The sequence below is a fragment of the Paraburkholderia sp. BL6669N2 genome (assembly GCF_003387275.1).
Taxonomy (GTDB): domain Bacteria; phylum Pseudomonadota; class Gammaproteobacteria; order Burkholderiales; family Burkholderiaceae; genus Paraburkholderia.
Map to the genome: position 1 here is coordinate 3449024 of NZ_QUNA01000001.1, position 22357 is coordinate 3471380.

The 22357-nt window shown below is 61.3% G+C and carries 19 protein-coding genes; 4 read left to right on the forward strand and 15 right to left on the reverse strand.

The window, feature by feature from the left end:
• Positions 1-51: 51 nt before the first annotated feature.
• The 14 genes from rsmG to B0G80_RS15805 form a co-directional block, all read right to left on the reverse strand.
• A complete protein-coding gene (rsmG, locus tag B0G80_RS15740) occupies positions 52-735 on the reverse strand; it encodes a 16S rRNA (guanine(527)-N(7))-methyltransferase RsmG (RefSeq protein ID WP_116118566.1) in 684 nt (227 codons plus the stop codon).
• The gene (mnmG, locus tag B0G80_RS15745) at positions 732-2690 is read right to left on the reverse strand and encodes a tRNA uridine-5-carboxymethylaminomethyl(34) synthesis enzyme MnmG (RefSeq protein WP_116118567.1); all 1959 of its coding nucleotides are present in this window, start codon (positions 2688-2690) and stop codon (positions 732-734) included. The genes rsmG and mnmG overlap by 4 nt, the downstream gene beginning before the upstream one ends.
• Before the next feature lie 175 nt (positions 2691-2865).
• The gene (locus B0G80_RS15750; protein WP_181919959.1) at positions 2866-3618 is read right to left on the reverse strand and encodes an ABC transporter ATP-binding protein; all 753 of its coding nucleotides are present in this window, start codon (positions 3616-3618) and stop codon (positions 2866-2868) included.
• Between the two features lie 11 nt (positions 3619-3629).
• Positions 3630-5414 (reverse strand): ABC transporter permease subunit, encoded by a 1785-nt coding sequence (locus tag B0G80_RS15755; protein WP_116118569.1) that lies wholly within the window; start codon positions 5412-5414, stop codon positions 3630-3632.
• Positions 5415-5418: 4 nt separating this feature from the next.
• Positions 5419-6474 (reverse strand): branched-chain amino acid ABC transporter permease, encoded by a 1056-nt coding sequence (locus tag B0G80_RS15760; RefSeq protein ID WP_116118570.1) that lies wholly within the window; start codon positions 6472-6474, stop codon positions 5419-5421.
• 206 nt (positions 6475-6680) lie between these two features.
• Positions 6681-7841, reverse strand: a complete 1161-nt coding sequence (locus B0G80_RS15765) for an ABC transporter substrate-binding protein (protein WP_106284880.1) — start codon at positions 7839-7841, stop codon at positions 6681-6683.
• Between the two features lie 369 nt (positions 7842-8210).
• Positions 8211-9377, reverse strand: a complete 1167-nt coding sequence (locus B0G80_RS15770; RefSeq protein ID WP_116118571.1) for an ABC transporter substrate-binding protein — start codon at positions 9375-9377, stop codon at positions 8211-8213.
• A gap of 517 nt (positions 9378-9894) precedes the next feature.
• Positions 9895-10866 (reverse strand): branched-chain amino acid ABC transporter permease, encoded by a 972-nt coding sequence (locus tag B0G80_RS15775; RefSeq protein ID WP_166679150.1) that lies wholly within the window; start codon positions 10864-10866, stop codon positions 9895-9897.
• The gene (locus B0G80_RS15780; protein ID WP_106284883.1) at positions 10866-11750 is read right to left on the reverse strand and encodes a branched-chain amino acid ABC transporter permease; all 885 of its coding nucleotides are present in this window, start codon (positions 11748-11750) and stop codon (positions 10866-10868) included. Before B0G80_RS15780 ends, B0G80_RS15775 begins: the two co-directional genes overlap by 1 nt.
• Positions 11751-11937: 187 nt before the next feature.
• Positions 11938-13152: an ABC transporter substrate-binding protein gene (locus tag B0G80_RS15785; RefSeq protein WP_116118573.1), complete on the reverse strand. Its 1215-nt coding sequence runs from the start codon at positions 13150-13152 to the stop codon at positions 11938-11940.
• Between the two features lie 51 nt (positions 13153-13203).
• Positions 13204-13962: an ABC transporter ATP-binding protein gene (locus B0G80_RS15790; protein ID WP_116118574.1), complete on the reverse strand. Its 759-nt coding sequence runs from the start codon at positions 13960-13962 to the stop codon at positions 13204-13206.
• A complete protein-coding gene (locus B0G80_RS15795; RefSeq protein WP_007180049.1) occupies positions 13959-14738 on the reverse strand; it encodes an ABC transporter ATP-binding protein in 780 nt (259 codons plus the stop codon). Before B0G80_RS15795 ends, B0G80_RS15790 begins: the two co-directional genes overlap by 4 nt.
• Positions 14739-15031: 293 nt before the next feature.
• Entirely contained in the window at positions 15032-16744 is a 1713-nt protein-coding gene (locus B0G80_RS15800) for a GMC family oxidoreductase (RefSeq protein WP_116118575.1), read from the reverse strand.
• 132 nt (positions 16745-16876) lie between these two features.
• Positions 16877-18415 carry a CoA-acylating methylmalonate-semialdehyde dehydrogenase gene (locus B0G80_RS15805; protein ID WP_116118576.1) on the reverse strand — a complete coding sequence of 513 codons (1539 nt, stop codon included), beginning with the start codon at positions 18413-18415 and terminating at the stop codon, positions 16877-16879.
• 145 nt (positions 18416-18560) lie between these two features.
• On the opposite strand from B0G80_RS15805, the gene B0G80_RS15810 reads away from it, so the two are divergent.
• Together B0G80_RS15810 and B0G80_RS15815 are read left to right on the forward strand one after the other, a co-directional pair.
• On the forward strand, positions 18561-19460 hold the full coding sequence (locus B0G80_RS15810) for a LysR family transcriptional regulator (RefSeq protein WP_116118577.1): 900 nt from the start codon (positions 18561-18563) through the stop codon (positions 19458-19460).
• 348 nt (positions 19461-19808) lie between these two features.
• A complete protein-coding gene (locus B0G80_RS15815) occupies positions 19809-20345 on the forward strand; it encodes a class IV adenylate cyclase (protein ID WP_106284889.1) in 537 nt (178 codons plus the stop codon).
• Positions 20346-20395: 50 nt separating this feature from the next.
• Here B0G80_RS15815 and B0G80_RS15820 read toward each other — a convergent pair whose 3' ends face one another.
• Entirely contained in the window at positions 20396-20887 is a 492-nt protein-coding gene (locus B0G80_RS15820; protein ID WP_012434824.1) for an Lrp/AsnC family transcriptional regulator, read from the reverse strand.
• Between the two features lie 145 nt (positions 20888-21032).
• On the opposite strand from B0G80_RS15820, the gene phhA reads away from it, so the two are divergent.
• Together phhA and B0G80_RS15830 are read left to right on the forward strand one after the other, a co-directional pair.
• Positions 21033-21923 (forward strand): phenylalanine 4-monooxygenase, encoded by an 891-nt coding sequence (gene phhA, locus B0G80_RS15825; RefSeq protein WP_116118578.1) that lies wholly within the window; start codon positions 21033-21035, stop codon positions 21921-21923.
• Positions 21924-22016: 93 nt separating this feature from the next.
• On the forward strand, positions 22017-22307 hold the full coding sequence (locus B0G80_RS15830) for a 4a-hydroxytetrahydrobiopterin dehydratase (protein ID WP_116118579.1): 291 nt from the start codon (positions 22017-22019) through the stop codon (positions 22305-22307).
• Positions 22308-22357 lie beyond the last annotated feature (50 nt).

Below are 22357 nucleotides of genomic sequence, written 5' to 3' on the forward strand. Positions count from 1 at the left end.
TGGGTGATGCCGGTGCGGCTAAGAGGCCGGTACGTGCCAGCCGCTAGTCTGCTAGCTGGCGACGTCCACCAAAACTTTGATCAGATGCCGCTCGGCATCGAGCGACGGCACGTTCAGCCGGATAACCTGTTCCACGTGGGCGCCCGCCGGCAAGCGTTCGATCTCGCCGTCCGGGCGCACCCCTTTCATGGCCCAGATCGCGCCCTGCTCCGCAACCAGATGACGGGCCAGTGTAACGAAATCTGCGAGCTCTGCGAATGCGCGCGAGACAATTACGTCGAACTTTGCCGGTACTTCGGCGCCTGGCTGCAAAGTCTCGACCCGGCCAGTTACCACGGAGAGATTCGCAAGACCGAGTTCGGCCTTGGCCTGCGCCTGGAACGCCGTCTTTTTATGAACGATGTCGTTCACGGTCACGGTCCATTCCGGCAGGACAATCGCCAGCACGATGCCCGGCAGACCGCCACCCGAGCCAACATCGAGTACCGATGACGGGCCAAGCGGCGCGAGGTGCGGCACGATCGAAAGCGAATCCAGAATGTGCTGAACCAGCATCTGGCGCGGATCGCGGATCGCCGTGAGGTTATAGACGGCGTTCCACTTCGACAACAATGCGACATAGTCGAGCAGTTTGCCGAATTGCGCGTCACTCAACTTGAGCCCGAGTTCGCGAACCCCGGCCTCAAGCAACGGCGCCAACGCTTCCCGGCCACTCCCCTGCTGACTCGCCGTCATTGCGTCACCGGCGTGCTGTCTGTGCCAGGTTCGGCAGGTTTCGTCGGACGACGGCCCAGCCCGCGCTTCAGATGGACCATCAGCAAGGAAATCGCCGCCGGCGTGATGCCCGAAATACGCGACGCCTGCCCAATGGTCTCAGGGCGGAATTGCGTTAGCTTCTGGCGCGCTTCAAATGACAACCCGCGAACTTCCGCATAGTCCAGCCCGTCAGGCAAGCGCGTGCTCTCGTGCGCCTCGTTTCGCTCGATTTCGCCGGCCTGCCGCTCGATATAGCCCTGATATTTAATGCCGATTTCGATCTGCTCCTTGATCTGGGCGAGCAGAACATCGTCGTCGGCCAAGGTCTCCGGCGCGGCACAGGCGCCGGCGCGCAAGCCGCAAACCCCGCCGTAGGACACGCCCGGTCGACGCAGCAGGTCCGCCAGGCTGTACTCATGGTCGATCGGCTTGCCGAGCAAGGCAGTCGCTTCGTCAGCCGGTAAGGTCTTAGGATTAACCCACGTCGTGCGAAGACGCTCTGTTTCACGTGAAACAGCATCGCGCTTGCGGCTGAATGCGTCCCAGCGGATGTCGTCAACGACACCGAGTTCACGACCAATCTCCGTCAGGCGCATATCCGCATTGTCCTCGCGCAAGCTCAAGCGATATTCTGCGCGGCTTGTAAACATGCGGTACGGCTCGGACACGCCACGCGTCACCAGATCGTCGACGAGCACACCGAGATAAGCCTCATCGCGGCGCGGGCACCACGCTGCCTTGTCTTGCACAAACAGACCTGCATTGATGCCCGCCAGCAGACCCTGCGCAGCCGCCTCTTCATAGCCGGTTGTACCGTTAATCTGACCGGCGAAGAATAGCCCATGGATCACCTTGGTTTCCAGCGACGCCTTCAGCCCGCGCGGGTCGAAGTAGTCATACTCGATCGCATAACCCGGCCGCAGGATGTGTGCGTGCTCCAAGCCGCGCATCGAACGCACAAGTTCCAGTTGCACATCGAACGGCAGGCTTGTGGAAATTCCATTGGGATAGAACTCATTGGTCGTCAGGCCTTCCGGTTCGAGGAAGATCTGATGCGATTCCTTCGACGCGAATCGGTGAATCTTGTCTTCGATCGACGGGCAGTAGCGTGGCCCCACCCCTTCGATCACGCCGGTGTACATCGGCGAACGGTCGAGACCGCCGCGGATGATGTCGTGTGTACGCTCGTTGGTGTGCGTGACCCAGCACGGCACTTGCCGCGGATGCTGCTCAACGCGCCCAAGAAACGAGAAGACAGGCACCGGATCCAGATCGCCCGGCTGCTCCTCGAGTTGGGAAAAATCGATCGTGCGACCGTCGATTCGCGGCGGCGTCCCCGTCTTGAGGCGACCTTGTGGCAGCTTTAATTCCTTCAGACGCGCGGACAATGACACCGCAGCGGGATCGCCTGCGCGGCCGCCGGTGTAGTTGTTCAAACCCACGTGAATCTTGCCGTCAAGGAACGTCCCGGCCGTCAGGACCACCGCGCGCGCCCGAAAACGAATTCCCACCTGCGTAACGGCACCAACGACGCGATCGCCCTCCACCATCAGATCATCAACTGCTTGCTGGAAAAGCCACAGATTCGGCTGATTCTCCAGCCGATGCCGGATAGCCTGCTTATACAGCAGACGGTCAGCCTGGGCGCGCGTCGCACGGACGGCCGGACCCTTCGACGAATTCAGGATGCGGAACTGGATGCCGCCCTCGTCCGTCGCGGCCGCCATTGCACCGCCGAGCGCATCGACCTCCTTCACGAGATGGCCCTTGCCAATGCCGCCGATCGACGGATTGCAGCTCATCTGGCCGAGGGTTTCGATATTGTGGGTCAACAGGAGCGTCGCATTACCCATGCGCGCCGAAGCTAAAGCAGCTTCGGTGCCGGCATGACCACCGCCGACGACGAGTACGTCAAATTCTGTGGGAAAGAGCATCGCGAGATCTCACGCCAGATCATCGCGTGAGCCTTCAAAAGGAAAGTATGGGCGAATTATAACGGGTTCGGTTTAGGCCCGAATTTCGTCCGAATGGCCAACCTACAAAAAAGCGGCGTGTTTCACGTGAAACACGCCGCTTCGAACAAGCCGGAAACAGAAGCAAACTTAAACGCTAAGCCACTTTCTTCGCCAACCCAAGATAGGTTTCGATCACGCGCGGATTCTGCGCCAAGTCCGCCGCCGGCCCTTCGAGCGCCAATTCACCTGTTTCCAGTACATAGCCGTAATCGGAGATTTGCAACGCGGCGCGCGCATTCTGTTCGATCAGCAATGTCGCAACGCCGGTCTGCCGCAGCGCGCTGATGATGTGGAAGATTTCTTTCACGATCAACGGTGCGAGACCGAGACTCGGCTCGTCTAGCATCAGCAGGTCCGGCTTGCCCATGAGCGCCCGGCCCACTGCGAGCATCTGCCGTTCGCCACCGGACAAAGTCCCGGCAGCCTGCTTGCGCCGTTCTTTCAGCCGCGGGAACAGGGTAAAGACCGGTTCGAGCTGATCCAGGAAGTTGCGCTCCCCTGCCCGTTTGCGCCGATAGGCACCCAGAACCAGGTTGTCTTCCACTGTCATCGACGCAAACAGTTCGCGCTTCTCCGGCACCAGGCACATACCGCGCGACACACGCTTCTCGACCGGCACGGCGCTGACGTCTTCGCCCTGGTACAGGACGGCGCCTTTCGCATGCCCCGTGGCCGGCAACGCGCCCATGATCGCGTTCAACAGCGTGGACTTGCCCGCACCGTTCGGGCCGATTACCGAGACAATCTGGCCGGCCCGCACCTTGATCGCCGCGCCGTGCAGCGCCTCCACCTTGCCATAGCGGACTGACAAACCGTCCACGTCGAGAATCGGGCCGGCAGCATTCATCGTGTTCTCCATCACTCCACCCCGCCCAGATAAGCTTCCAGCACCGCCGGGTCTTGTTGTACCTCCTGCGGCAGACCTTCGGCGATACGAGTTCCGAACTCCATGACCACCAGCCGATCGGTGAGATTCATCACGAAGTCCATATCGTGCTCCACCAGCAGCACGCTCATGCCTTCAGCCTTCAGGCGACGCAGCAGGTCGGCCAGTTGCAGCTTTTCCTGATAGCGCAGACCAGCGGCCGGTTCATCCAGCAGCAGCAGCGTCGGATCGCCGCACAGCGCGCGAGCGATTTCGAGAATCCGTTGCTGTCCCAGCGCGAGGCTCCCGGCTTCGTCGTACATGTGCTGCTCGAGGCCGACGCGGCGAATCTGACGAGCCGCCTCGGCCATCAAGCGCGCTTCTTCCGCGCTGTTCAGGCGCACGACGCTGCGCCAGACGCCGGCTTGCCCGCGCAGATGCGCGCCAATCGCGACGTTCTCAAGCACCGTCATCCCCGGCAGCAGCTTGACGTGCTGGAACGTGCGGCCGATTCCGCGTTTGACGATTTCACGTGAACTCAGCGAATCGATGCGCTCGCCGCGGAACGTGATCTCTCCGCTGGTCGCCTGCAACACGCCGGTCACCAGATTGAAGGTCGTCGACTTGCCCGCACCATTCGGACCGATCAGGCCGATGATCTGCCCCGCCTTCACCTCGAAGCTCACATCATTCACCGCGACCAGACCGCCGAATTGCTTGCGCGCTTTATTCACCGTCAGCAGGTCTTCACCGGCCGCCGGCTTGCTGCGCTGCGGCAACGGCTCGGCGTGATCGGCGACGTGAGCGCGCGGGCCCTTCGGGAAAAATCGCGCGACGAACGGCCAAACGCCCTGCCGCGCGTATTGCAGCAGCAGCACCATCAAGATGCCGAACACGATCACTTCAAAGTTGCCGTTCTCGCCGAGCAGCTTCGGCAGCAGGGTTTGCAAATAATCTTGCAACACCGTCAGGATCGCCGCGCCGAGCACCGCGCCCCAGACGTGCGAGACGCCGCCCACGACGGCCATGAACAGAAATTCGATGCCGTGATTCAGACCGAAAGGCGTCGGGTTCACCGCGCGCTGCAGATGGGCGTAGAGGAAACCCGAGACCGAGGCCAGCACCGCCGCGTACACGAAGATCACCACGCGCATCCACCCGGTGTTGACGCCCATCGCCTCGGCCATCATGCCGCCACCACGTAACGCGCGGATCGCCCGCCCCGGACGACTATTAAGCAGATTCTGAACAGAAATCACCGCGCTGAGCACAACCAGCCAGATCAGGTAATAGATATGCCGGCCGGATTCGAGGTTGATGCCAAACACATTCAGCACCGGAATCCCGTTGATGCCGTCGTACTTGCCCAGCATTTCAAGATTGCCGAACAGGTAGAACAGCGCGAGTCCCCAGGCAATCGTGCCGAGAGGCAGAAAGTGTCCCGACAACCGCATCGTCACCAAACCGAGCATCAGCGCGATCAACGCCGTCACTACCACACCTGCAATCAACGCCAGCCACGGCGAAACGCCATACCGCGTCGTCAGATACGCGGTCGCATAAGCGCCGATGCCGACAAACGCGGCTTGCCCGAAGCTCGTCATCCCGCCGATTCCGGTCAGCAGCACAAGACCGATCGCGACGATCGAATACAGACCGATGTAGTTGAGCAGCGTCACCCAGTACTCAGGCACGTGAATCGGTTGCGGCAACACTGGCAGCGCGAACAGCACCACGAGGAACAACCAGAAGAACTTGTTTTGCATGATCCGTTTCATCGCGTCACTCCTCTTCCTCTTCGGCGTGCGGACTGGCGAGACTTCGCCAGAGCAACACGGGGATGATCAGCGTGAACACGATCACTTCCTTATAAGCGCTCGCCCAGAACGACGAATACGACTCCAGCAGACCGACCAGGATCGAGCCCGCGGCCGCCAGCGGATAGCTGACGAGCCCGCCGATAATCGCCCCCACAAAGCCCTTCAAACCGATCAGGAAGCCCGAGTCGTAGTAGATGGTGGTCAAGGGTGCGACGAGGATGCCGCACAGCGCGCCGAGGCCCGCCGCCAGCGTGAATGCGAGGCGCCCCGCTTGCGTCGTGCCGATGCCGACGAGCCGCGCACCGAGCCGGTTCACCGACGTCGCGCGCAACGCCTTGCCCGAGATCGAGCGATCGAAGTAAAGATACAGCGCGCCGATCAACACCACCGCCGTGCCGACCACCCACAGGCTTTGCCCGGAAATCGTCAGTGTGCCGATGTTGAAGGTCGCATCGGAAAACGCTGTAGTGCGTGAACCTTCCGCGCCGAACATCACGAGACCCAGGCCGACCATCGCGAAGTGCACTGCCACCGCCACGATCAACAGCAGCAGCGTGCTTGCCTCGGCGATCGGCTCATACGCGAGCCGGTACACATAAGGACCCATCGGAATCACGATCAGCAGCGTCAACGCGATCTGCGCGATCATCGGCAGCGTATGCATGAAAACGCTTTGTGTCAGCGCATAGACCGCGATCGGAAGCAGCAGATATTTGCCGACCAGCATGATCAGCGTGCGCGCCGCATGCCGGCGCCGTTCGGGATGCCGCACCAGCCCCGCTATCTCGACGACGAAGCAGGCCGCGCCCATCGCCATCAGCAACCAGCAGGTGGCGGGAAATTTCTGCGTCTGCAGTGCGGCGAGCGTCAACGCGCCGTACGAAACAAACTCCCCCTGCGGGATGAAGATCACCCGCGTCACGGAGAACACCAGCACCAGCGCGAGCGCTAGCAGCGCGTAGATCGCGCCCGTGGTGATGCCGTCCTGCGCGAGGATCGCCGCAATTGATAGATCCATACTTCCTCGTCCTGAAGCGTCGAAATCGAAACTGGGAAACCGTCGTGGCGGCAGAACTCGTGGCCGTCCATCGACCCGCTATGCCCTGAAAAGGCGACCGCCGCGCCGGTACACGGCGCGGCGGTCGATGCCATTGTCATCGAACAGAATGGCAATGCGGCGTCACATGCCGCACGTTGCGCGAGAGGCGCGTACCGCTTTTGTCGTTAGTCGTTCTGCAGCTTCCACTTGCCGTCGACGATCTGCACGATCACGCGTGCGCGCTTGTCGAGGCCGTTGTGGTCGGTCGTCGTGGTGTTCATGATGCCGTGCGAGACCGGCAGTTCCTTGATGTTCTCAAGCGCCCCACGCAGTGCCACGCGGAACTGTTCCGTGCCCGGCTGAGCGGTCTTCAGCGCGACCGGAATCGCTGCTTGCAGCATCTGACCGGCGTCCCATGCGTGCCCGCCGAACGTCGCCACCGAACCCGCGCCATACGCTTTCTCATACGCCGACTTATAAGCCAGCGACGACTTCTTCACCGGGTTCGAGTCAGGCAGTTGATCCGCCACGAGGATCGGTCCGGCCGGCAGGAATTCGCCTTCGCAGTCCTTGCCGCACACGCGCAGGAAGTCGTTGTTGGCGACGCCGTGAGTCTGATAGACCTTGCCCTTGTAGCCGCGCTCCTTGAGCGTCTTGGCCGGCAACGCCGACGGCGTGCCCGCGCCCGCGATCAGCACCGCATCGGGATTCGCGCCCATCGTCTTCAGCACCTGGCCCGTCACCGATGCATCGGTGCGGTTAAAGCGCTCGTTCGAGACGATCTTCAGATTGTGTGCAGCGGCCGCCGCGGTGAAGACGTTGTTCCAGCCGTCGCCATAGGCATCCGCGAAGCCGATGAAGCCCACCGTCTTTACGCCGTGATGCTCCATGTAATCGGCGATGGCGTCGGCCATCAGGCTGTCGTTTTGCGGCGGCTTGAAGGCCCAGGCGCGCTTCGCGTCCATCGGCGAAATGATCGCCGCCGATGCCGCCAGCGAGATCACCGGCGTCTTGCCTTCGGCAGCGGCGTCGAGCATGGCGAGCGAATTCGGCGTGACGGTCGAGCCGATGATCGCGTCGACGTGGTCTTCATCGATCAGCTTGCGCGTGTTCTGCACGGCTTTGCCGGTATCGGACCCGTCGTCGAGAATGATGTACTGCACGGTCTTGCCGCCGATCTCTTTAGGCAACAGTGCAATCGTGTTCTTTTCAGGAATCCCGAGCGATGCGGCCGGCCCCGTGGTGGAAAGCGTCACGCCGATTTTCACCTGAGCGAACGCCGCGCCCGCACTGCACATCAACGCCATGGCAATGCCGGTGCGTACCCATTGCTTTGTCTTTTTCATTGCAAGTCTCCAAACGCTTTGAAGCGCGTATCTGAAATCCGACTCGTGGGCCGGGTGTCTGAATCTAGTTATAGGGTTCTGGCATGCCAAGCATGGTTTTCCCTGCTCAGCGCGAATACCGTCGCCGCTTTGCTGCTACTTCACTGCGCATACCACGACTGCAAACTGCTGCGATATCCTGTGAACAAAACACTAACATGTTAGTAGTATTGCGTTCTGCATGATTGACGGTCAATAGACTGCAACCCAAATGCGGGTTTGTCCTGAAGCGGCGGAACCACACTTTTCCACGCGATGCGGACAATAAAAAAGACGCGTCAACTGCACGCGTCTTTTGTTTATTGAAGGTCCATATCGCTTTGCCTTCGCTTAGTCGCCGGACAACTTCCACTTGCCGCCGACAATCTCTACCATCACGCGTGCCCGTTGGTCGAGACCAGCATGGTCGTTCGCGCTCATATTGAAGATGCCGTGCGACGCGGGCATGTCTTTGGTGCTTTCCAGTGCGGCCCGCAATGCTTCGCGGAATGCAGGCGTGCCCGGTTGACCCTTCTTCAACGCCAGCGGAATCGCGCGTTGGAGCAGCAGGCCCGCGTCCCACGCATGGCCGCCGAAGGTCGACACCGAGCCGGCGCCGTAAGCGGTTTCGTACGCGCGCTTATAGGCGAGCGCACTCTTCTTCACCGGATTCGAATCAGGCAGTTGCTCGGCAACGAGCAACGGACCCGCCGGCAGATAGGTGCCTTCGCAATCCTTGCCGCAGACGCGCAGGACGTCGTTATTGGCGACGCCGTGCGTCTGATAGTACTTGCCTTTATAGCCACGCTCCTTGAGCGTTTTCTGCGGCAGCGCGGCCGGTGTGCCGGCACCCGCAATCAGCACCGCGTCTGGATTCTGCGACATGATCTTCAGCACCTGTCCGGTCACCGATGCGTCGTTGCGTGCAAAGCGTTCGCTCGCGACGACCTTGATCTTCGCGAGATCGGCAGCCTTGCCGAATTCCTTGAACCAGCTCTCGCCGTAGGCGTCGGAGAAACCAATAAAGGCCACCGTCTTCACACCGTGGTTCGACATGTGCTGCGCGATGGCTGTGGCCATGAGGATGTCGTTCTGCGGCGTCTTAAAGACCCACGCGCGCTTCGCGTCCATCGGCTCGACGATGCTCGCCGCGGCCGCCATGGAGATCATGGGCGTGGTGTTTTCGGCGGCGACGTCGATCATGGCCAGCGAGTTCGGTACGACGGTCGAGCCGATCAGCGCATCCACATGATCTTCGCTCGTGAGCTTGCGTGCGTTCTTGACGGCCTGCGTGGAATCCGTGGCGTCGTCGAGGACAATGTAATCAATCTTCTGACCTGCCACCTCTTTAGGCAGCAGTGCGATCGTGTTCTTTTCCGGAATGCCGAGCGACGCGGCCGGGCCGGTTGCCGACACGGTCACGCCGATTTTCACGTCCGCGAATGCATGGCCGCTCCATGCTGCGCTCACTCCGGTGGCGACCAATGCCGCGCTGATCCAACGCAATGCCGACTTCATCCCGCTCCTCTATCAACCCCGTTATTCATTCGAATTTAAATGCACAGATTTAAATCCCGACCACGCGGTCGGTGAATAGCGAGTTTAGCGGACGAAAGCCACGCGCGGCAAGCGTTTTGCAGGGTTGAGACGTGTGAAATAGAGACATGTTCGGTGAATGAAAAAGGGTCACCGAATTAGCGGGGAATTAGAATGGCGAATAACCGGAAATACAAATAAAAAGCGCTGTTGGATATCAATCCAACAGCGCTTTCGTCTGGGCACTGAGTGCCTCATTGTCTCCTCGTTCTCCACCTGCAAAATTCGTGGTGCATCAGAACTGCATGAAGATTAAACGAGCACTCCGCATACTACAACTAGCAATTACCCTAGTGGTGCACTGCGGCACCGAATTGGGGCACGTTGCGGGGGCCATACCGTGTATGCATTTCGACTCGATTGCCACCCTCTTCAACCTGCCACACCGCGACGGTTGGATTATATCGGATGCCGAAGCAATCGCGCATTTCACTGAGCGTCAGGCTCGCAGCGGCCGCACTCGCGCGATGATTTCGCCGACGATGCCACGCCGGAACGCCAGCACGCACGCAATGAAAATCACGCCGGTAACGATGGTCACCGACTCGCCCAGCGAGCGGAACCACTCGACGCCCGTGGTCGTCGCCAGTGCCCCGCCGATATCGCCGAGCCGATCCTCGAGCGCGACGATCAGCGCCGCGCCGAGCAGCGGCCCGAACAACGTACCCATGCCGCCGACGAGGGTCATCAGAATCACGAGGCCGGACATGGTCCAATACGCGTCGCTCAACGTCTCGAAGCCTTGCACCAACACCTTGAGCGAACCCGCGAGACCCGCAATTCCCGCCGACAGAATGAACGCGAGCAGCTTGAAGCGATCCGTATCGTAGCCGAGCGACACCGCGCGCGGCTCGTTCTCCTTGATGGCCACCAGCACCTGCCCGAACGGCGAATGCACGATCCGCACGATCAGCAGGAAGGCCAGCACCATCACGGCGAGCACGACGAAATACAGCGCCATGTCGGACGACAGATCCAGCACGCCGAACAGCTTGCCGCGCGGCACGCCTTGCAGACCATCCTCGCCATGTGTGAACGGCGCCTGCAGGAATACGAAGTAGACCATCTGCGCGAGCGCCAGCGTGACCATCGCGAAGTAGATGCCCTGGCGGCGAATTGCGAAGAGACCCACGATCAGGCCGAGCAAGGTTGCCGCCGCCGTGCCGGCCAGCACACCGAGTTCCGGCGAGAAGCCGAGCGACTGGATCGCATAGCCCGTCACATAGCCAGCCGAAGCGAGAAACATCGCGTGGCCGAACGACAGCAACCCGGTGTAGCCGATCAGCAAATTGAACGCCGCCGCGAACAGCGCGAAGCACAGCACCTTCATTACGAAGAGCGGATAGATGCCGAGCACGGGCACCGCGAGCAGCACGACCAGCAGCAGACCGTAGAGCACTTTTCTCTGCATCATTTTTCCTTGCCGAAGAGACCCGCCGGGCGCACCAGCAACACCAGCGCCATGATCACGAAGACGACGGTCGCCGACGCTTCCGGGTAAAACACGCGCGTCAGCCCTTCGATCACGCCGAGCAGCAAACCGGTCAGAATCGAGCCCATGATCGAACCCATGCCGCCGATCACGACCACCGCGAACACGGTGATGATCATCGGCTGGCCCATCAGCGGCGAGACCTGAATCACCGGTGCGGCGAGCACGCCCGCAAACGCCGCCAGCGCGACGCCGAAGCCGTAGGTAAGCGTGATCATCAGCGGTACGTTGATGCCGAACGCTTCGACCAATTTCGGGTTTTCCGTACCGGCGCGCAGATAGGCGCCGAGACGCGTCTTCTCGATCACGAACCATGTCGCGAAGCACACCGCCAACGAAGCCACCACGACCCACGCGCGATAGTTCGGCAGGAACATGAAGCCGAGATTGGTTGCGCCGGAAAGCGCCGATGGCACGTCGTACGGCTGACCGGACGAACCGTAGATGGAGCGGAACACGCCTTCCACCACGAGCGTGAGCCCGAATGTCAGCAAGAGCCCGTACAGATGATCCAGCTTGTAGAGCCAGCGCAGCATGGAGCGCTCGATCACGATGCCAAACAACCCGACGATCAGCGGTGCCAGCACCAGCATCAGCCAGTACGGCAGGCCGAAATACGAAAAGCCCATCCACGCGAGCATGGCGCCCAGCATGAACAACGCGCCGTGAGCGAAATTGATCACGTTGAGCAAGCCGAAGATCACCGCTAGCCCGAGGCTCAATATTGCGTAGAACGAGCCGTTCACGAGCCCCAGCAACAGCTGGCTCAGCATCGCCGGTAGCGGAACGCCAAAGATTTCCATTGAAGCCTTAACCCATCGCCAAGGTGAGATCGGTCACGCACGATCCGGCCGGCGCGCAATCGGCGGCAACGACGCCGATCGCGCGCGGCATGTGAAACGCTTCGCCGTCTGCCTGTGTACCATCACGGCAGCACGCATCGCCCGTCAGGACGACCAGGCAGACGGCCATCCGGTTATGAACCAGCGATTACTTCCACAGCGCGCAGCGCGTTTCGGCCTTGGTCGTGAACGCCTGCTCCCCGGGGATCGTCGCCGTGATCTTGTAGTAGTCCCACGGCTCTTTGGATTCGGCCGGCGTCTTGACCTGCATCAGGTACATGTCGTGGATCATGCTGCCGTCCTGACGGATGTAGCCCTTCGCATAGAAATCGTCGATCTTGGTCTTTTTCAGTTGTGCCATCACCTTGTCGGAGTCGGTCGAACCCACCGCCTTCACTGCGTTCAGATAGGTCATGGTCGCCGAGTAGTCGGCAGCCTGCAGGCTCGACGGCATCTTCCTCATCTTGTCGAAGTAGCGTTGCGCCCACTTGCGGGTGGTGGCGTCCTTGTTCCAGTACCAACTGTCCGTCAGTACCAGCCCTTGCGTGGTTTCGAGACCCAGGCTGTGCACGTCGTCGATGAACATCAGCAGCGCGGCGAGTTTCATCGTCTTGGTAATGCCGAACTCCTTGGCCGCCTTGATCGAGTTGATCGTGTCGCCGCCCGCGTTGGCGAGGCCGAGGATCTGCGCCTTCGACGCTTGCGCCTGCAACAGGAACGACGAGAAGTCCGACGCCGACAGCGGATGGCGCACCGTGCCCAGCACCTGGCCGCCGTTCGCTTTCACCACGTCCGACGTGTTCTTCTCCAGCGCCTTGCCGAATGCATAGTCGGCCGTCAGGAAGTACCACGTCTTGCCGCCCTGCTTCGTCACCGCCGAACCCGTGCCCTTGGCCAGCGCCGTGGTGTCGTACGCGTAATGGATCGTGTACGGCGTGCATTGCTCATTGGTCAGCGTGTCCGCGCCCGCGCCGATGCTGATGTACACCTTCTTCTTTTCTCCGGCCACGGTGTTCATCGACAGACCGGTTGCCGAATTCGTGCCGCCGATCAGCAGATCGACGCCGTCGCGGTCGAACCATTCACGCGCGCGCGACGCCGCGATGTCCGCCTTGTTCTGGTGGTCCGCATACACCACGGTGATCGGCTTGCCGTTGACCTTGCCGCCGAAATCCGCCACCGCCATGCGAATCGCTTCGAGTCCACCTTGCCCGTCGATGTCCGCATACAGACCGGACATGTCGGTGATGAAACCGACCTTCACCGCGTCGTCAGCCGCTTGCGCGCTGCTCATCGTCAAGGCGGCGCCGGCGGCGACCGCGAAACAGAGTGTGGCAAGCCGCGCGAGTGGGTTCTTTTTCATTCCTGTCTCCTGGTTTCTTCGCTTGTGGTTATCAGAGGCAATCGGGCGCTTTTATACGCCCAGTAGATCGTGCAGGACCGGCATCTTGCTTTCAAGCTCACTTGCCCCGAAGTGCTCGACAATCGCGCCGTGCTCCATCACATAGAAGCGGTCCGCCAGCGGCGCGGCAAAACGAAAGTTCTGTTCGACCATCACGACGGTGTAGCCCCGCGCCTTGAGTGTCATGATCATGCGCGCCAGCGCCTGCACGATGACAGGCGCGAGCCCTTCCGAGATTTCGTCGAGCAGCAGCAGGCTCGCGCCGGTGCGCAGAATACGCGCCACCGCCAGCATCTGCTGTTCGCCGCCGGATAGCCGCGTGCCTTGGCTGGCGCGGCGTTCCTGCAGATTCGGGAACATCGAATAGATTTCTTCGAGCGACATCATGTGTGCCTTGTCGCCGGTGGGCGGCGGCAACAGCAGGTTTTCCTCGCACGAGAGGCTCGAAAAAATACCCCGTTCTTCCGGACAGTAACCCACGCCGCAATGCGCGATGCGATGCGTGGGCAGACTAATGGTTTCGCGTCCGCCAATGCGGATCGAACCGGTGCGCCGTCCGGTCAAGCCCATGATGGCGCGCAGCGTAGTGGTCCGGCCCGCGCCGTTGCGGCCCAGCAGCGTGACGACTTCGCCGCGGTTCACCGTCAGATCGACGCCATGCAGAATATGGGATTCCCCGTACCACGCCTGCAAACCCTTGATGTCCAGCGCGGGAACGGCGTTATCCGTCCCGCTTATGTCGAGGCTTTCTCGCTCGGCAATCGTATTCATGCGTGAGCTCCGGCAAGCGCCGCGTCGGCGCTGCCCATATAGGCTTGCATCACGAGCGGATTTTTCGACACTTCGGCGTAGCTGCCTTCGGCGAGCACTTCGCCTCGTTGCAGCACCGTAATCGTGTCGGAAATGCCGGCGATCACATTCATGTTGTGCTCGACCATCAGGATGGTGCGGCCGCTCGATACTTTTTTGATCAACGCCGTCACGCGATCGACGTCTTCATGGCCCATGCCCTGCGTCGGTTCGTCGAGCAACATGAGTTCGGGTTCCATGGCGAGCGTGGTGGCAATTTCCAGCGCGCGTTTGCGGCCATAGGAAAGTTCGACCGTCAACACATCGGCGAAATCGGTCAGTCCGACCTGGGTGAGCAGATCCATTGCGCGGTCATCGAGTTGGCGCAGCGTGCGCTCGCTCTTCCAGAAATGAAATGCCGTGCCGAGCTGGCGCTGCAAACCGATGCGCACATTCTGCAATGCTGTCAGATGCGGAAACACCGCGGAAATCTGGAACGAACGAATAATGCCGCGCCGCGCAATCTGCGCCGGGCGTTCGCCGGTGATGTCGATGCCGTTGAAAACGATCTGGCCCGCAGTGGGTTCCAGAAACTTGGTGAGCAGATTGAAGCAGGTGGTCTTGCCTGCCCCGTTCGGGCCGATCAACGCATGGATCGAGCCACGACGCACGCGCAGGTTGACACCGTTCACGGCGATGAAGCCTTTGAACTCACGAGTGAGGCCGCGCGTTTCGAGAATCGTATCGCCGAGAATCATGTTCCCTTCCATACGGAGTAAGGCGAAGCACTACGATCTTCCGCGCGAACCGCTGCGCGACTTTTTATGACGGCGGCACCCCGTGCCGCTCGTTGGCGTGCTGCACCAATCCGGACGGTAATCCATGGGGCGGCACGCAGCATGGCTGCCATTGTCGCGCCAATGATGCAGCGCATTCATTGGGATTTGCACTTAGTGGAAGAGGATGACGCCCGCCCCGAACAGGGCGCATGCGTGCGAAATGCCCGCCGCGCAGGTCGGACGGGCATCTCATGCGGCTCGTGCGCTAGCTGTCACACTGCGGACATGGAAGGCGTTCCGCTAGCTTGTGCCGCGAAACTGCCGCCCACGTTCGCACGGCGATCTTCGCGGATCATGTCGCTGGCGCGCTCGGCGATCATCAGCGTGGGCGAATTGGTGTTGCCCGAGGTGATGGTCGGCATGACAGATGCATCGACCACGCGCAGCCCGTCAACACCGATAACCCGTAGCCGGTTGTCGACCACCGCGCCGGGGTCGTCGGTCGTCCCCATGCGGCAGGTGCCGACTGGATGGAAAATGGTCGTGCCGACCGCGCCGGCCGCCTGTTGTAACTCCTCTTCGGTCTGGTACTGAATGCCGGGCAAAATCTCCTGCGGCCGGTAGCGTGCGAGCGCGGGCGCCGCCGCGATGCGGCGCGTGAGACGCAACGCGTTGGCGGCAACGTGCCGGTCGTAGTCGGTGGAGAGATAGTTCGGCGCGATCAGGGGCGGCGCTGAAGCATCGGCGGATTCGATGTGAATGCTGCCGCGCGAAGTGGGCCGCAACTGGCACACCGACGCCGTGAACGCATTGAACCGATGCAGCGGCTCGCCGAAGCGATCGAGCGAAAGCGGCTGGACGTGATATTCGAGGTCGGGCCGCGTGAGCGTGCGATCGCCTGGATCGGATTTGGCGAACGCGCCGAGTTGCGACGGCGACATCGACATCGGGCCGCTTTGAAAAAACGCGTACTGCATGCCGATCAGCAACTTGCCCCACCAGTGCGCGGATGCCGTGTTGAGCGTACGCACGCCGTCGACTTTATAGGCCATGCGCAATTGCAAATGATCCTGCAGATTCTCGCCCACCCCGCGCATATCGTTGACGACCTCGATACCGAGATTCTGCAGACGCGCGCCATTGCCGATACCGGAGAGTTCAAGCAACTGCGGTGAATTCACCGCACCTGAACTGAGGATCACTTCGCAGCGTGCCTTGGCCAAATAGTCCGTGTTGTCGCCGCGATATTTGACGCCTGTGCAACGGCGTCCTTCGAATACGACGCGTTGCGTGTGCGCGCCGGTGATCACGGTGAGATTCGGCCGCTTGAGTGCGGGACGCAAAAACGCCTTTGATGCATTCCAGCGAATGCCGCGTTTCTGATTCACGTCGAAGTAGCCGACACCTGTGTTGTCGCCACGGTTGAAGTCGTCGGTGGCGGGAATGCCGGCCTCTTGCGCGGCGCGCGAAAACTCTTCGAGAATTTTCCATTTCAACCGCTGTTTTTCGACCCGCCAAGGTCCGCCCGCGCCATGCGATTCGCTGGCGCCGGCATGGTGATCCTCGCTGCGTTTGAAGACCGGCAACACCGAGTTCCATGACCAGGATGCGTCGTTCGTGACGCGCGCCCATTCATCGTAATCTTCGCGCTGACCACGCATGTAGATCATGCCGTTGATGGAAGAACTGCCGCCCAACACGCGTCCTCGCGGATATGACAGCGCGCGGCCATTGAGGCCCGCTTCCGCCTGCGTTTTATAGAGCCAGTCCGTGCGCGGATTGCCGATGCAATAGAGGTAGCCGACCGGCACGTGAATCCAGTGATAGTCGTCTTTTCCGCCGGCTTCGAGCAGAAGCACTTGCACGTCGGGATCCTGGGTCAAGCGATTGGCCAGCACACAACCCGCTGTGCCCGCACCCACGATGATGTAGTCGAATTCGCCTTCGAGACGCCGGGCCGCGGACGTCGGATCGGTATGGCTCATTGTTCAGTCTCCTAAGCTTTTTTTGCCGGCAAGTCGCATGGTTGTCATGCGACTGCGGCCTAGGCTCTATTTTTGTTTTCTGCCTTCGACATGCCGCCAGAAGCGCAGCCTGCCGAACGCAATCGTCTCACACTACTTAGCCACCGGCATCGTGAACTCTGCACCCTTGGCAATACTGTCGGGCCAGCGCTGCATGATGCTCTTGTAGCGCGTATAAAACCGGACACCTTCTTCACCATACGCATGATGATCGCCGAACAGCGACTTCTTCCAGCCACCAAACGAATGCCACGCCATCGGCACCGGAATCGGCACATTGATGCCCACCATGCCGATCTGGATCTGCCGCGAGAAAGCGCGAGCGACGCCGCCATCGGACGTAAACAACGACACGCCGTTAGCAAACTCGTTGGCGTTGATCAGTTCCACCGCGGAAGCAAAATCCGGCACGCGCACTACACAGAGCACGGGTCCGAATATCTCTTCGCGATAGATCTTCATGTCGGTCGAAACATTGTCGAACAGAGTGCCGCCCAGAAAGAAACCCTTCTCATGACCGCTGACCTGATGGCCGCGTCCGTCGACCACCAGCTTCGCGCCCGCTTCGATGCCCGAGTCGATATAGCCGACCACTTTCTCGCGATGCACCGACGTCACCAACGGTCCCATCTCGGCATCCGATTCCATGCCGTTGAGAATCTTCAAACTCTTCACGCGCGGTGTGAGCCGCTCGACCAGTTCATCGGCGATATGTCCGACCGCGACGGCCACCGAGATCGCCATGCAACGCTCGCCCGCGGAACCGTATGCCGCCCCGATCAAGGCATCGACGGCCTGGTCGAGATCCGCGTCCGGCATCACCACCAGATGATTCTTCGCTCCGCCCAAAGCTTGCACACGCTTGCCGTGCCTCGTGCCTTCCGTGTAGATGTATTCGGCAATCGGCGTCGAACCGACAAACGACAATGCGCTGACTTCCGGATGCACCAGCAACGCATCGACAGCGACCTTATCGCCATGCACCACGTTGAACACGCCGTCCGGCAAGCCGGCTTCCTTCAGCAATTCCGCGAGACGGCTCGAACAGGACGGATCGCGCTCGGACGGCTTCAACACAAACGTGTTGCCGCACGCAATCGCCACGGGGAACATCCAGCACGGCACCATCATCGGGAAATTGAATGGCGTGATGCCGGCGACCACGCCGAGTGGTTGACGCAGATTCCAGTTGTCGATGCCGCCGCCGATCTGATCGGTGAAGTCGGTCTTCAACAGGTTCGGAATGCCGCACGCGAACTCGACGATCTCGATGCCGCGCATCACCTCGCCCTTTGCATCCGAAAACACCTTGCCGTGCTCGCGCGTGATCAGTTCCGCGAGTTCGTCGTGGTGACGGTCGAGCAGTTCCTTGAACTTGAACAGGACACGCGCGCGCTTGATCGGCGCGGTTTCACTCCACGCGGGAAACGCGGCCTTGGCGGCAGCGACGGCGGCATCCACTTCGGCGACGCTCGCCAGCGGCACGCGCGCGCTCACACTGCCTTGCGCAGGATTGAAGACGTCGCCGAAACGGCCGCTCGTTCCCTCAAACGTCTTGCCGTTGATGAAGTGGGTCAGCGCACGGGCGCTAGTCGCGCTACGCTGGGTTTCGTCCTGATATGTCTCGCTCATGATGTCCTCTTTCGTGTGAAGTCTTCCGCCCCGGCGTGCCCGGGGCGTGATAAAGCCGTGCTGAAAGTGAAGCGTACGGCGCTTCGGGCCGGGAAATCCAATGAGTAATGCTCAACTGCGCTATAAGGCGCGTTAATATCAGGCTATGGATCTGACTCTGCTCCGGGCGTTCGTCACCGTGGCGCGCGAGGGCAACCTCACGCGTGCCGCCGTGCAACTGCACCTGACCCAACCTGCCGTCAGCCTGCAAATCAAGCATTTGCAGGAGACGCTCGGCGTCACGCTGTTCACGCGGACCTCGCACGGGCTCTCGCTCACGCGCGACGGACAAGCGCTGCTGCCGCACGCCGAACGCGCGCTCGGCGCGGCGAACGACGTGCAGCGGGCGGCGCAATCGCTGCGTCACGAGGTGCGCGGACGATTGCGGATCGGCACGATCCTCGACCCGGCGTTTCTGCGCCTGGGCGGCTTTCTCAAGCAGCTCGTGGAAAGCTGGCCGCACATCGAGACGGCCTTGCGCCACGGCATGTCGGGCTGGGTGCTGGAGCAGGTTCGCGCGGGCGAGCTGGATGTCGGCTACTACATCGGCCTGCCGTCCGAAGACGAACCGCGCGACGGCCCCGCTTTTCATGCGGTCACGCTGACTGCCTTCCAATACCGCGTGCTCGCGCCGGCCGGCTGGAAAGACCGCGTCAAGGGCGCGCGCGACTGGCGTGCGCTGGCGGCGCTGCCGTGGATCTGGACGCCGCCCGCGTCGGCGCATAACCGGCTGTTGACGCGCTGCTTCGACGAAGCCGGTGTGAAGCCGGTCAAGGTGGCGGAAGTGGACCAGGAGCCGTCGATGCTCGATCTGGTTAAATCAGGCGTCGGTCTCACGCTCGCACGCGACGCCACCGCGATCGCCGAGGCGCATGCGCACGCGTTGACCATCGTCGAAGGTGTTACCGTGCCGACCCAGCTCAGCTTTATCACGCTCGCGCAGCGCAAGGAGGAACCGGCGATCGCCGCGGCATTGAAGCTAATCGAGCAGCAATGGGCGACTTGAGGATCGCGAATGGCGCTTGCGTGACGGGCATGAGAGCGCCAGCGAATGTGCGATATGAGCCGCTCTCATGACAGCTGCAAGCCGTCTGGTCCTATCGCCATAGATAACCGGCGCTATCTCCTCACGCAGCGGCCGCCTGCGTGAGGGTTCAGCAACCCGCTCGCCCGCAGCGACCACTTGCCCCGCGCCTGAAACCACACCGTCACGCAGTTTTTGTTAGATTGAGGGTTCGCGCTCACGCGCCTGCTCGCCATCCTTTTCCGTTCCACCTGATTTGTCCTTCCCGGCAGCTTCGCCTCTGCAACACCGGAAGCCGCCGACCAATCCATCCTTCAACAGGAACCTGACATGGCACGCAACATTGAAATCAAAGCCCGCGCCCAGCATTTCGAGCAACTCCGCGAACGCGCGGCGCAGCTCGCGCCGGACGCACCGCTGATCTTCCGCCAGCAGGACTTTTTCTACGACGTGCCGCGCGGCCGCCTGAAGCTGCGCCAGTTCGACGACGGCACGCCGGCCGAGCTGATCTTCTACCAGCGCGACGACCGCGACGGTCCGAAGGCGTCGTATTACACGCGCAGCCCGGTGACCAATCCGGAGGCCATGCACGCGCTGCTCGCCACCGCGCTGACCACGCGCGGCATCGTCACCAAGGAACGGCATGTGTATCTGACCGGGCGCACGCGGATCCATCTGGACCGCGTCGACGGTCTGGGCGACTTCGTCGAACTGGAAGTGGTGCTCGCCCAGGACGACGATGAAGAAGGCGGCCACGCCGAAGCGCATGCGATGTTCGCCACACTCGGCGTGCCGGAATCGGATCTGGTGGCGGTGGCCTACGTCGATTTGCTGAGCCCGGACAGCGCGCCGAAGCAAGCGGCATAAGCCTGTGGCAACCCAGGGCTGCAGGCGGAGTCAGCGCGGCCGGCGCCGCATCAAGGTGCGGCCGTCCCCGGCGACAGATGGCCCAGCGGCAACGGGCCATTGCGTTTGAACGTGGTGAGCACGATATTCGAGCGCACGCTGTCGACGCCTGGCACACGCATCAGCTTCTTCATCACGAACGTCGACAGATAATTCAGATCGGGCGCGACAATGCGCAGGAGATAGTCGGCGTCGCCCACCACGGCATGACATTCCAGCACTTCAGGCAGCACATCAATCTGCTGTTGAAACTGCTCGATGATCGAATCGCCGTGGTGCTTCAACTTCAGACTGGTAAACGCGGTGACGCCAAGCCCGAGCTTTTCGGGCCGCAGCACGACGCGATAGCCATCCACCACGCCCACCTGCTCCAGCCGCTGCAGACGCCGTCCAATCTGCGACGGCGACAGCGGCACCTGCTCCGCCAGTTGCTGATGCGTTGCACGGCCGAAGCGCTGAAGCACGTCCAGCAGCGCAAGATCGAAGTGATCGAGTTCTAACATGTTGAATATCCGCATTAAATGGCTTATTCATGCATGATTATTGCATGATCAGCCCATACGCCGCCATCATTGCGCCCATTCCGCACTGCCGCCGCTCTACACTTGCATCATCCATATATAAGCCGTCACCGTAGAGCGCAGCGTCATGTCCACCGCCAATACCGCCAAACTGAAAGAGCAATTCGACGCCGGCCTCGAAACCCGCGCCGATTTCACCATCGACCAACCGACCGGGCGCTACGGCGCGGTCGACCATGCGGTATGGCAACAGCTTTATGCGCGGCAGACGGCGCTGCTCAAAGGGCGCGTCTGCGACGAGTTCCTGGCGGGCGTCGACACCATCGGCATGCCCACCGACCGCGTGCCCTCATTCGACGAAATCAACGCGAAGCTCACGCTCGCCACCGGCTGGCAGATCGTCGCCGTGCCCGGCCTCGTACCGGACCAGGTGTTCTTCGAGCATCTGGCGAATCGCCGCTTTCCCGTGACCTGGTGGATGCGCCGGCCGGACCAGCTCGATTATCTGCAGGAGCCGGACTGTTTTCACGATCTGTTCGGCCACGTGCCGCTGCTGATCAATCCCGTTTTCGCGGACTACATGCACGCGTACGGTCGTGCCGCAGTCGCCGCCCATGACGCCGGCGCCCTGCCGCTCCTCGCCCGTCTCTATTGGTACACAGTGGAGTTCGGGCTGATCCGCGACGCGGCCAGTCCGAACGGCGTGAAGATCTACGGCGCGGGCATCGTGTCGAGCAAGGGCGAGACGCTCTACAGCCAGCAAAGCGCAGCGCCGAACCGCCTCGGCTTCGATCTCGAACGGGTGATGCGCACGCGCTACCGCATCGACACGTTCCAGAAAACCTACTTTGTGATCGACGACTTCGCGCAGTTGCTCAACATCGCGCAAACCGATTTCGCGCCGCTGCTGGCAAGGCTTGCCGCCGAACCGGCCTTCGCGGCCGGCGACGTCCTCCAGCACGACCGCGTCATTACGCGCGGCTCGCAGGAAGGCTGGCTGGCCGACGGTGATATTTGAAAAGCGCGCCGGCTGCGGGCAGACGTCATCCGTGAAAAAATAGGGATGCGCACGCTCACCGGCGTGCCCGTTCGTATCCAATGAGGTAGCACCATGATTCAGAAACTGACTTCCGAAGAACGCGCCACGCAGCTCGCCGGCTTGCAGGGCTGGCAAGCGGTGGCGGACCGCGACGCGATCCAGCGCCAGTTCAAATTCGCCGACTTCAACGAAGCATTCGGCTTCATGACGCGCGTGGCGATCAAGGCGCAGGAAATGGATCACCATCCGGAATGGTTCAATGTCTACAACAAGGTGGAGATCACGCTGTCCACGCATGAGGCCGGCGGCTTGACCGAGCGCGACATCAAACTGGCGACGTTTATCGACAGTATTACGGCGTAATACAAAAAAGCTGGTGCGTCTCAGGCGTGTTTATGCGCCGACCATCGAGC

Coding starts and splice junctions, on each gene's coding strand:
- B0G80_RS15780 (WP_106284883.1), bottom strand. CDS start 11,750: ATGGAAATCTTTGGCGTTCCGCTACCGGCGATGCTGAGCCAGCTGTTG.
- B0G80_RS15755 (WP_116118569.1), bottom strand. CDS start 5,414: ATGAAACGGATCATGCAAAACAAGTTCTTCTGGTTGTTCCTCGTGGTG.
- mnmG (WP_116118567.1), bottom strand. CDS start 2,690: ATGCTCTTTCCCACAGAATTTGACGTACTCGTCGTCGGCGGTGGTCAT.
- B0G80_RS15750 (WP_181919959.1), bottom strand. CDS start 3,618: ATGAATGCTGCCGGCCCGATTCTCGACGTGGACGGTTTGTCAGTCCGC.
- B0G80_RS15820 (WP_012434824.1), bottom strand. CDS start 20,887: ATGTTAGAACTCGATCACTTCGATCTTGCGCTGCTGGACGTGCTTCAG.
- B0G80_RS15810 (WP_116118577.1), top strand. CDS start 18,561: ATGGATCTGACTCTGCTCCGGGCGTTCGTCACCGTGGCGCGCGAGGGC.
- B0G80_RS15765 (WP_106284880.1), bottom strand. CDS start 7,841: ATGAAAAAGACAAAGCAATGGGTACGCACCGGCATTGCCATGGCGTTG.
- B0G80_RS15775 (WP_166679150.1), bottom strand. CDS start 10,866: ATGCAGAGAAAAGTGCTCTACGGTCTGCTGCTGGTCGTGCTGCTCGCG.
- rsmG (WP_116118566.1), bottom strand. CDS start 735: ATGACGGCGAGTCAGCAGGGGAGTGGCCGGGAAGCGTTGGCGCCGTTG.
- phhA (WP_116118578.1), top strand. CDS start 21,033: ATGTCCACCGCCAATACCGCCAAACTGAAAGAGCAATTCGACGCCGGC.
- B0G80_RS15770 (WP_116118571.1), bottom strand. CDS start 9,377: ATGAAGTCGGCATTGCGTTGGATCAGCGCGGCATTGGTCGCCACCGGA.
- B0G80_RS15790 (WP_116118574.1), bottom strand. CDS start 13,962: ATGAATACGATTGCCGAGCGAGAAAGCCTCGACATAAGCGGGACGGAT.
- B0G80_RS15800 (WP_116118575.1), bottom strand. CDS start 16,744: ATGAGCCATACCGATCCGACGTCCGCGGCCCGGCGTCTCGAAGGCGAA.
- B0G80_RS15785 (WP_116118573.1), bottom strand. CDS start 13,152: ATGAAAAAGAACCCACTCGCGCGGCTTGCCACACTCTGTTTCGCGGTC.
- B0G80_RS15760 (WP_116118570.1), bottom strand. CDS start 6,474: ATGGATCTATCAATTGCGGCGATCCTCGCGCAGGACGGCATCACCACG.
- B0G80_RS15805 (WP_116118576.1), bottom strand. CDS start 18,415: ATGAGCGAGACATATCAGGACGAAACCCAGCGTAGCGCGACTAGCGCC.
- B0G80_RS15795 (WP_007180049.1), bottom strand. CDS start 14,738: ATGATTCTCGGCGATACGATTCTCGAAACGCGCGGCCTCACTCGTGAG.
- B0G80_RS15830 (WP_116118579.1), top strand. CDS start 22,017: ATGATTCAGAAACTGACTTCCGAAGAACGCGCCACGCAGCTCGCCGGC.
- B0G80_RS15815 (WP_106284889.1), top strand. CDS start 19,809: ATGGCACGCAACATTGAAATCAAAGCCCGCGCCCAGCATTTCGAGCAA.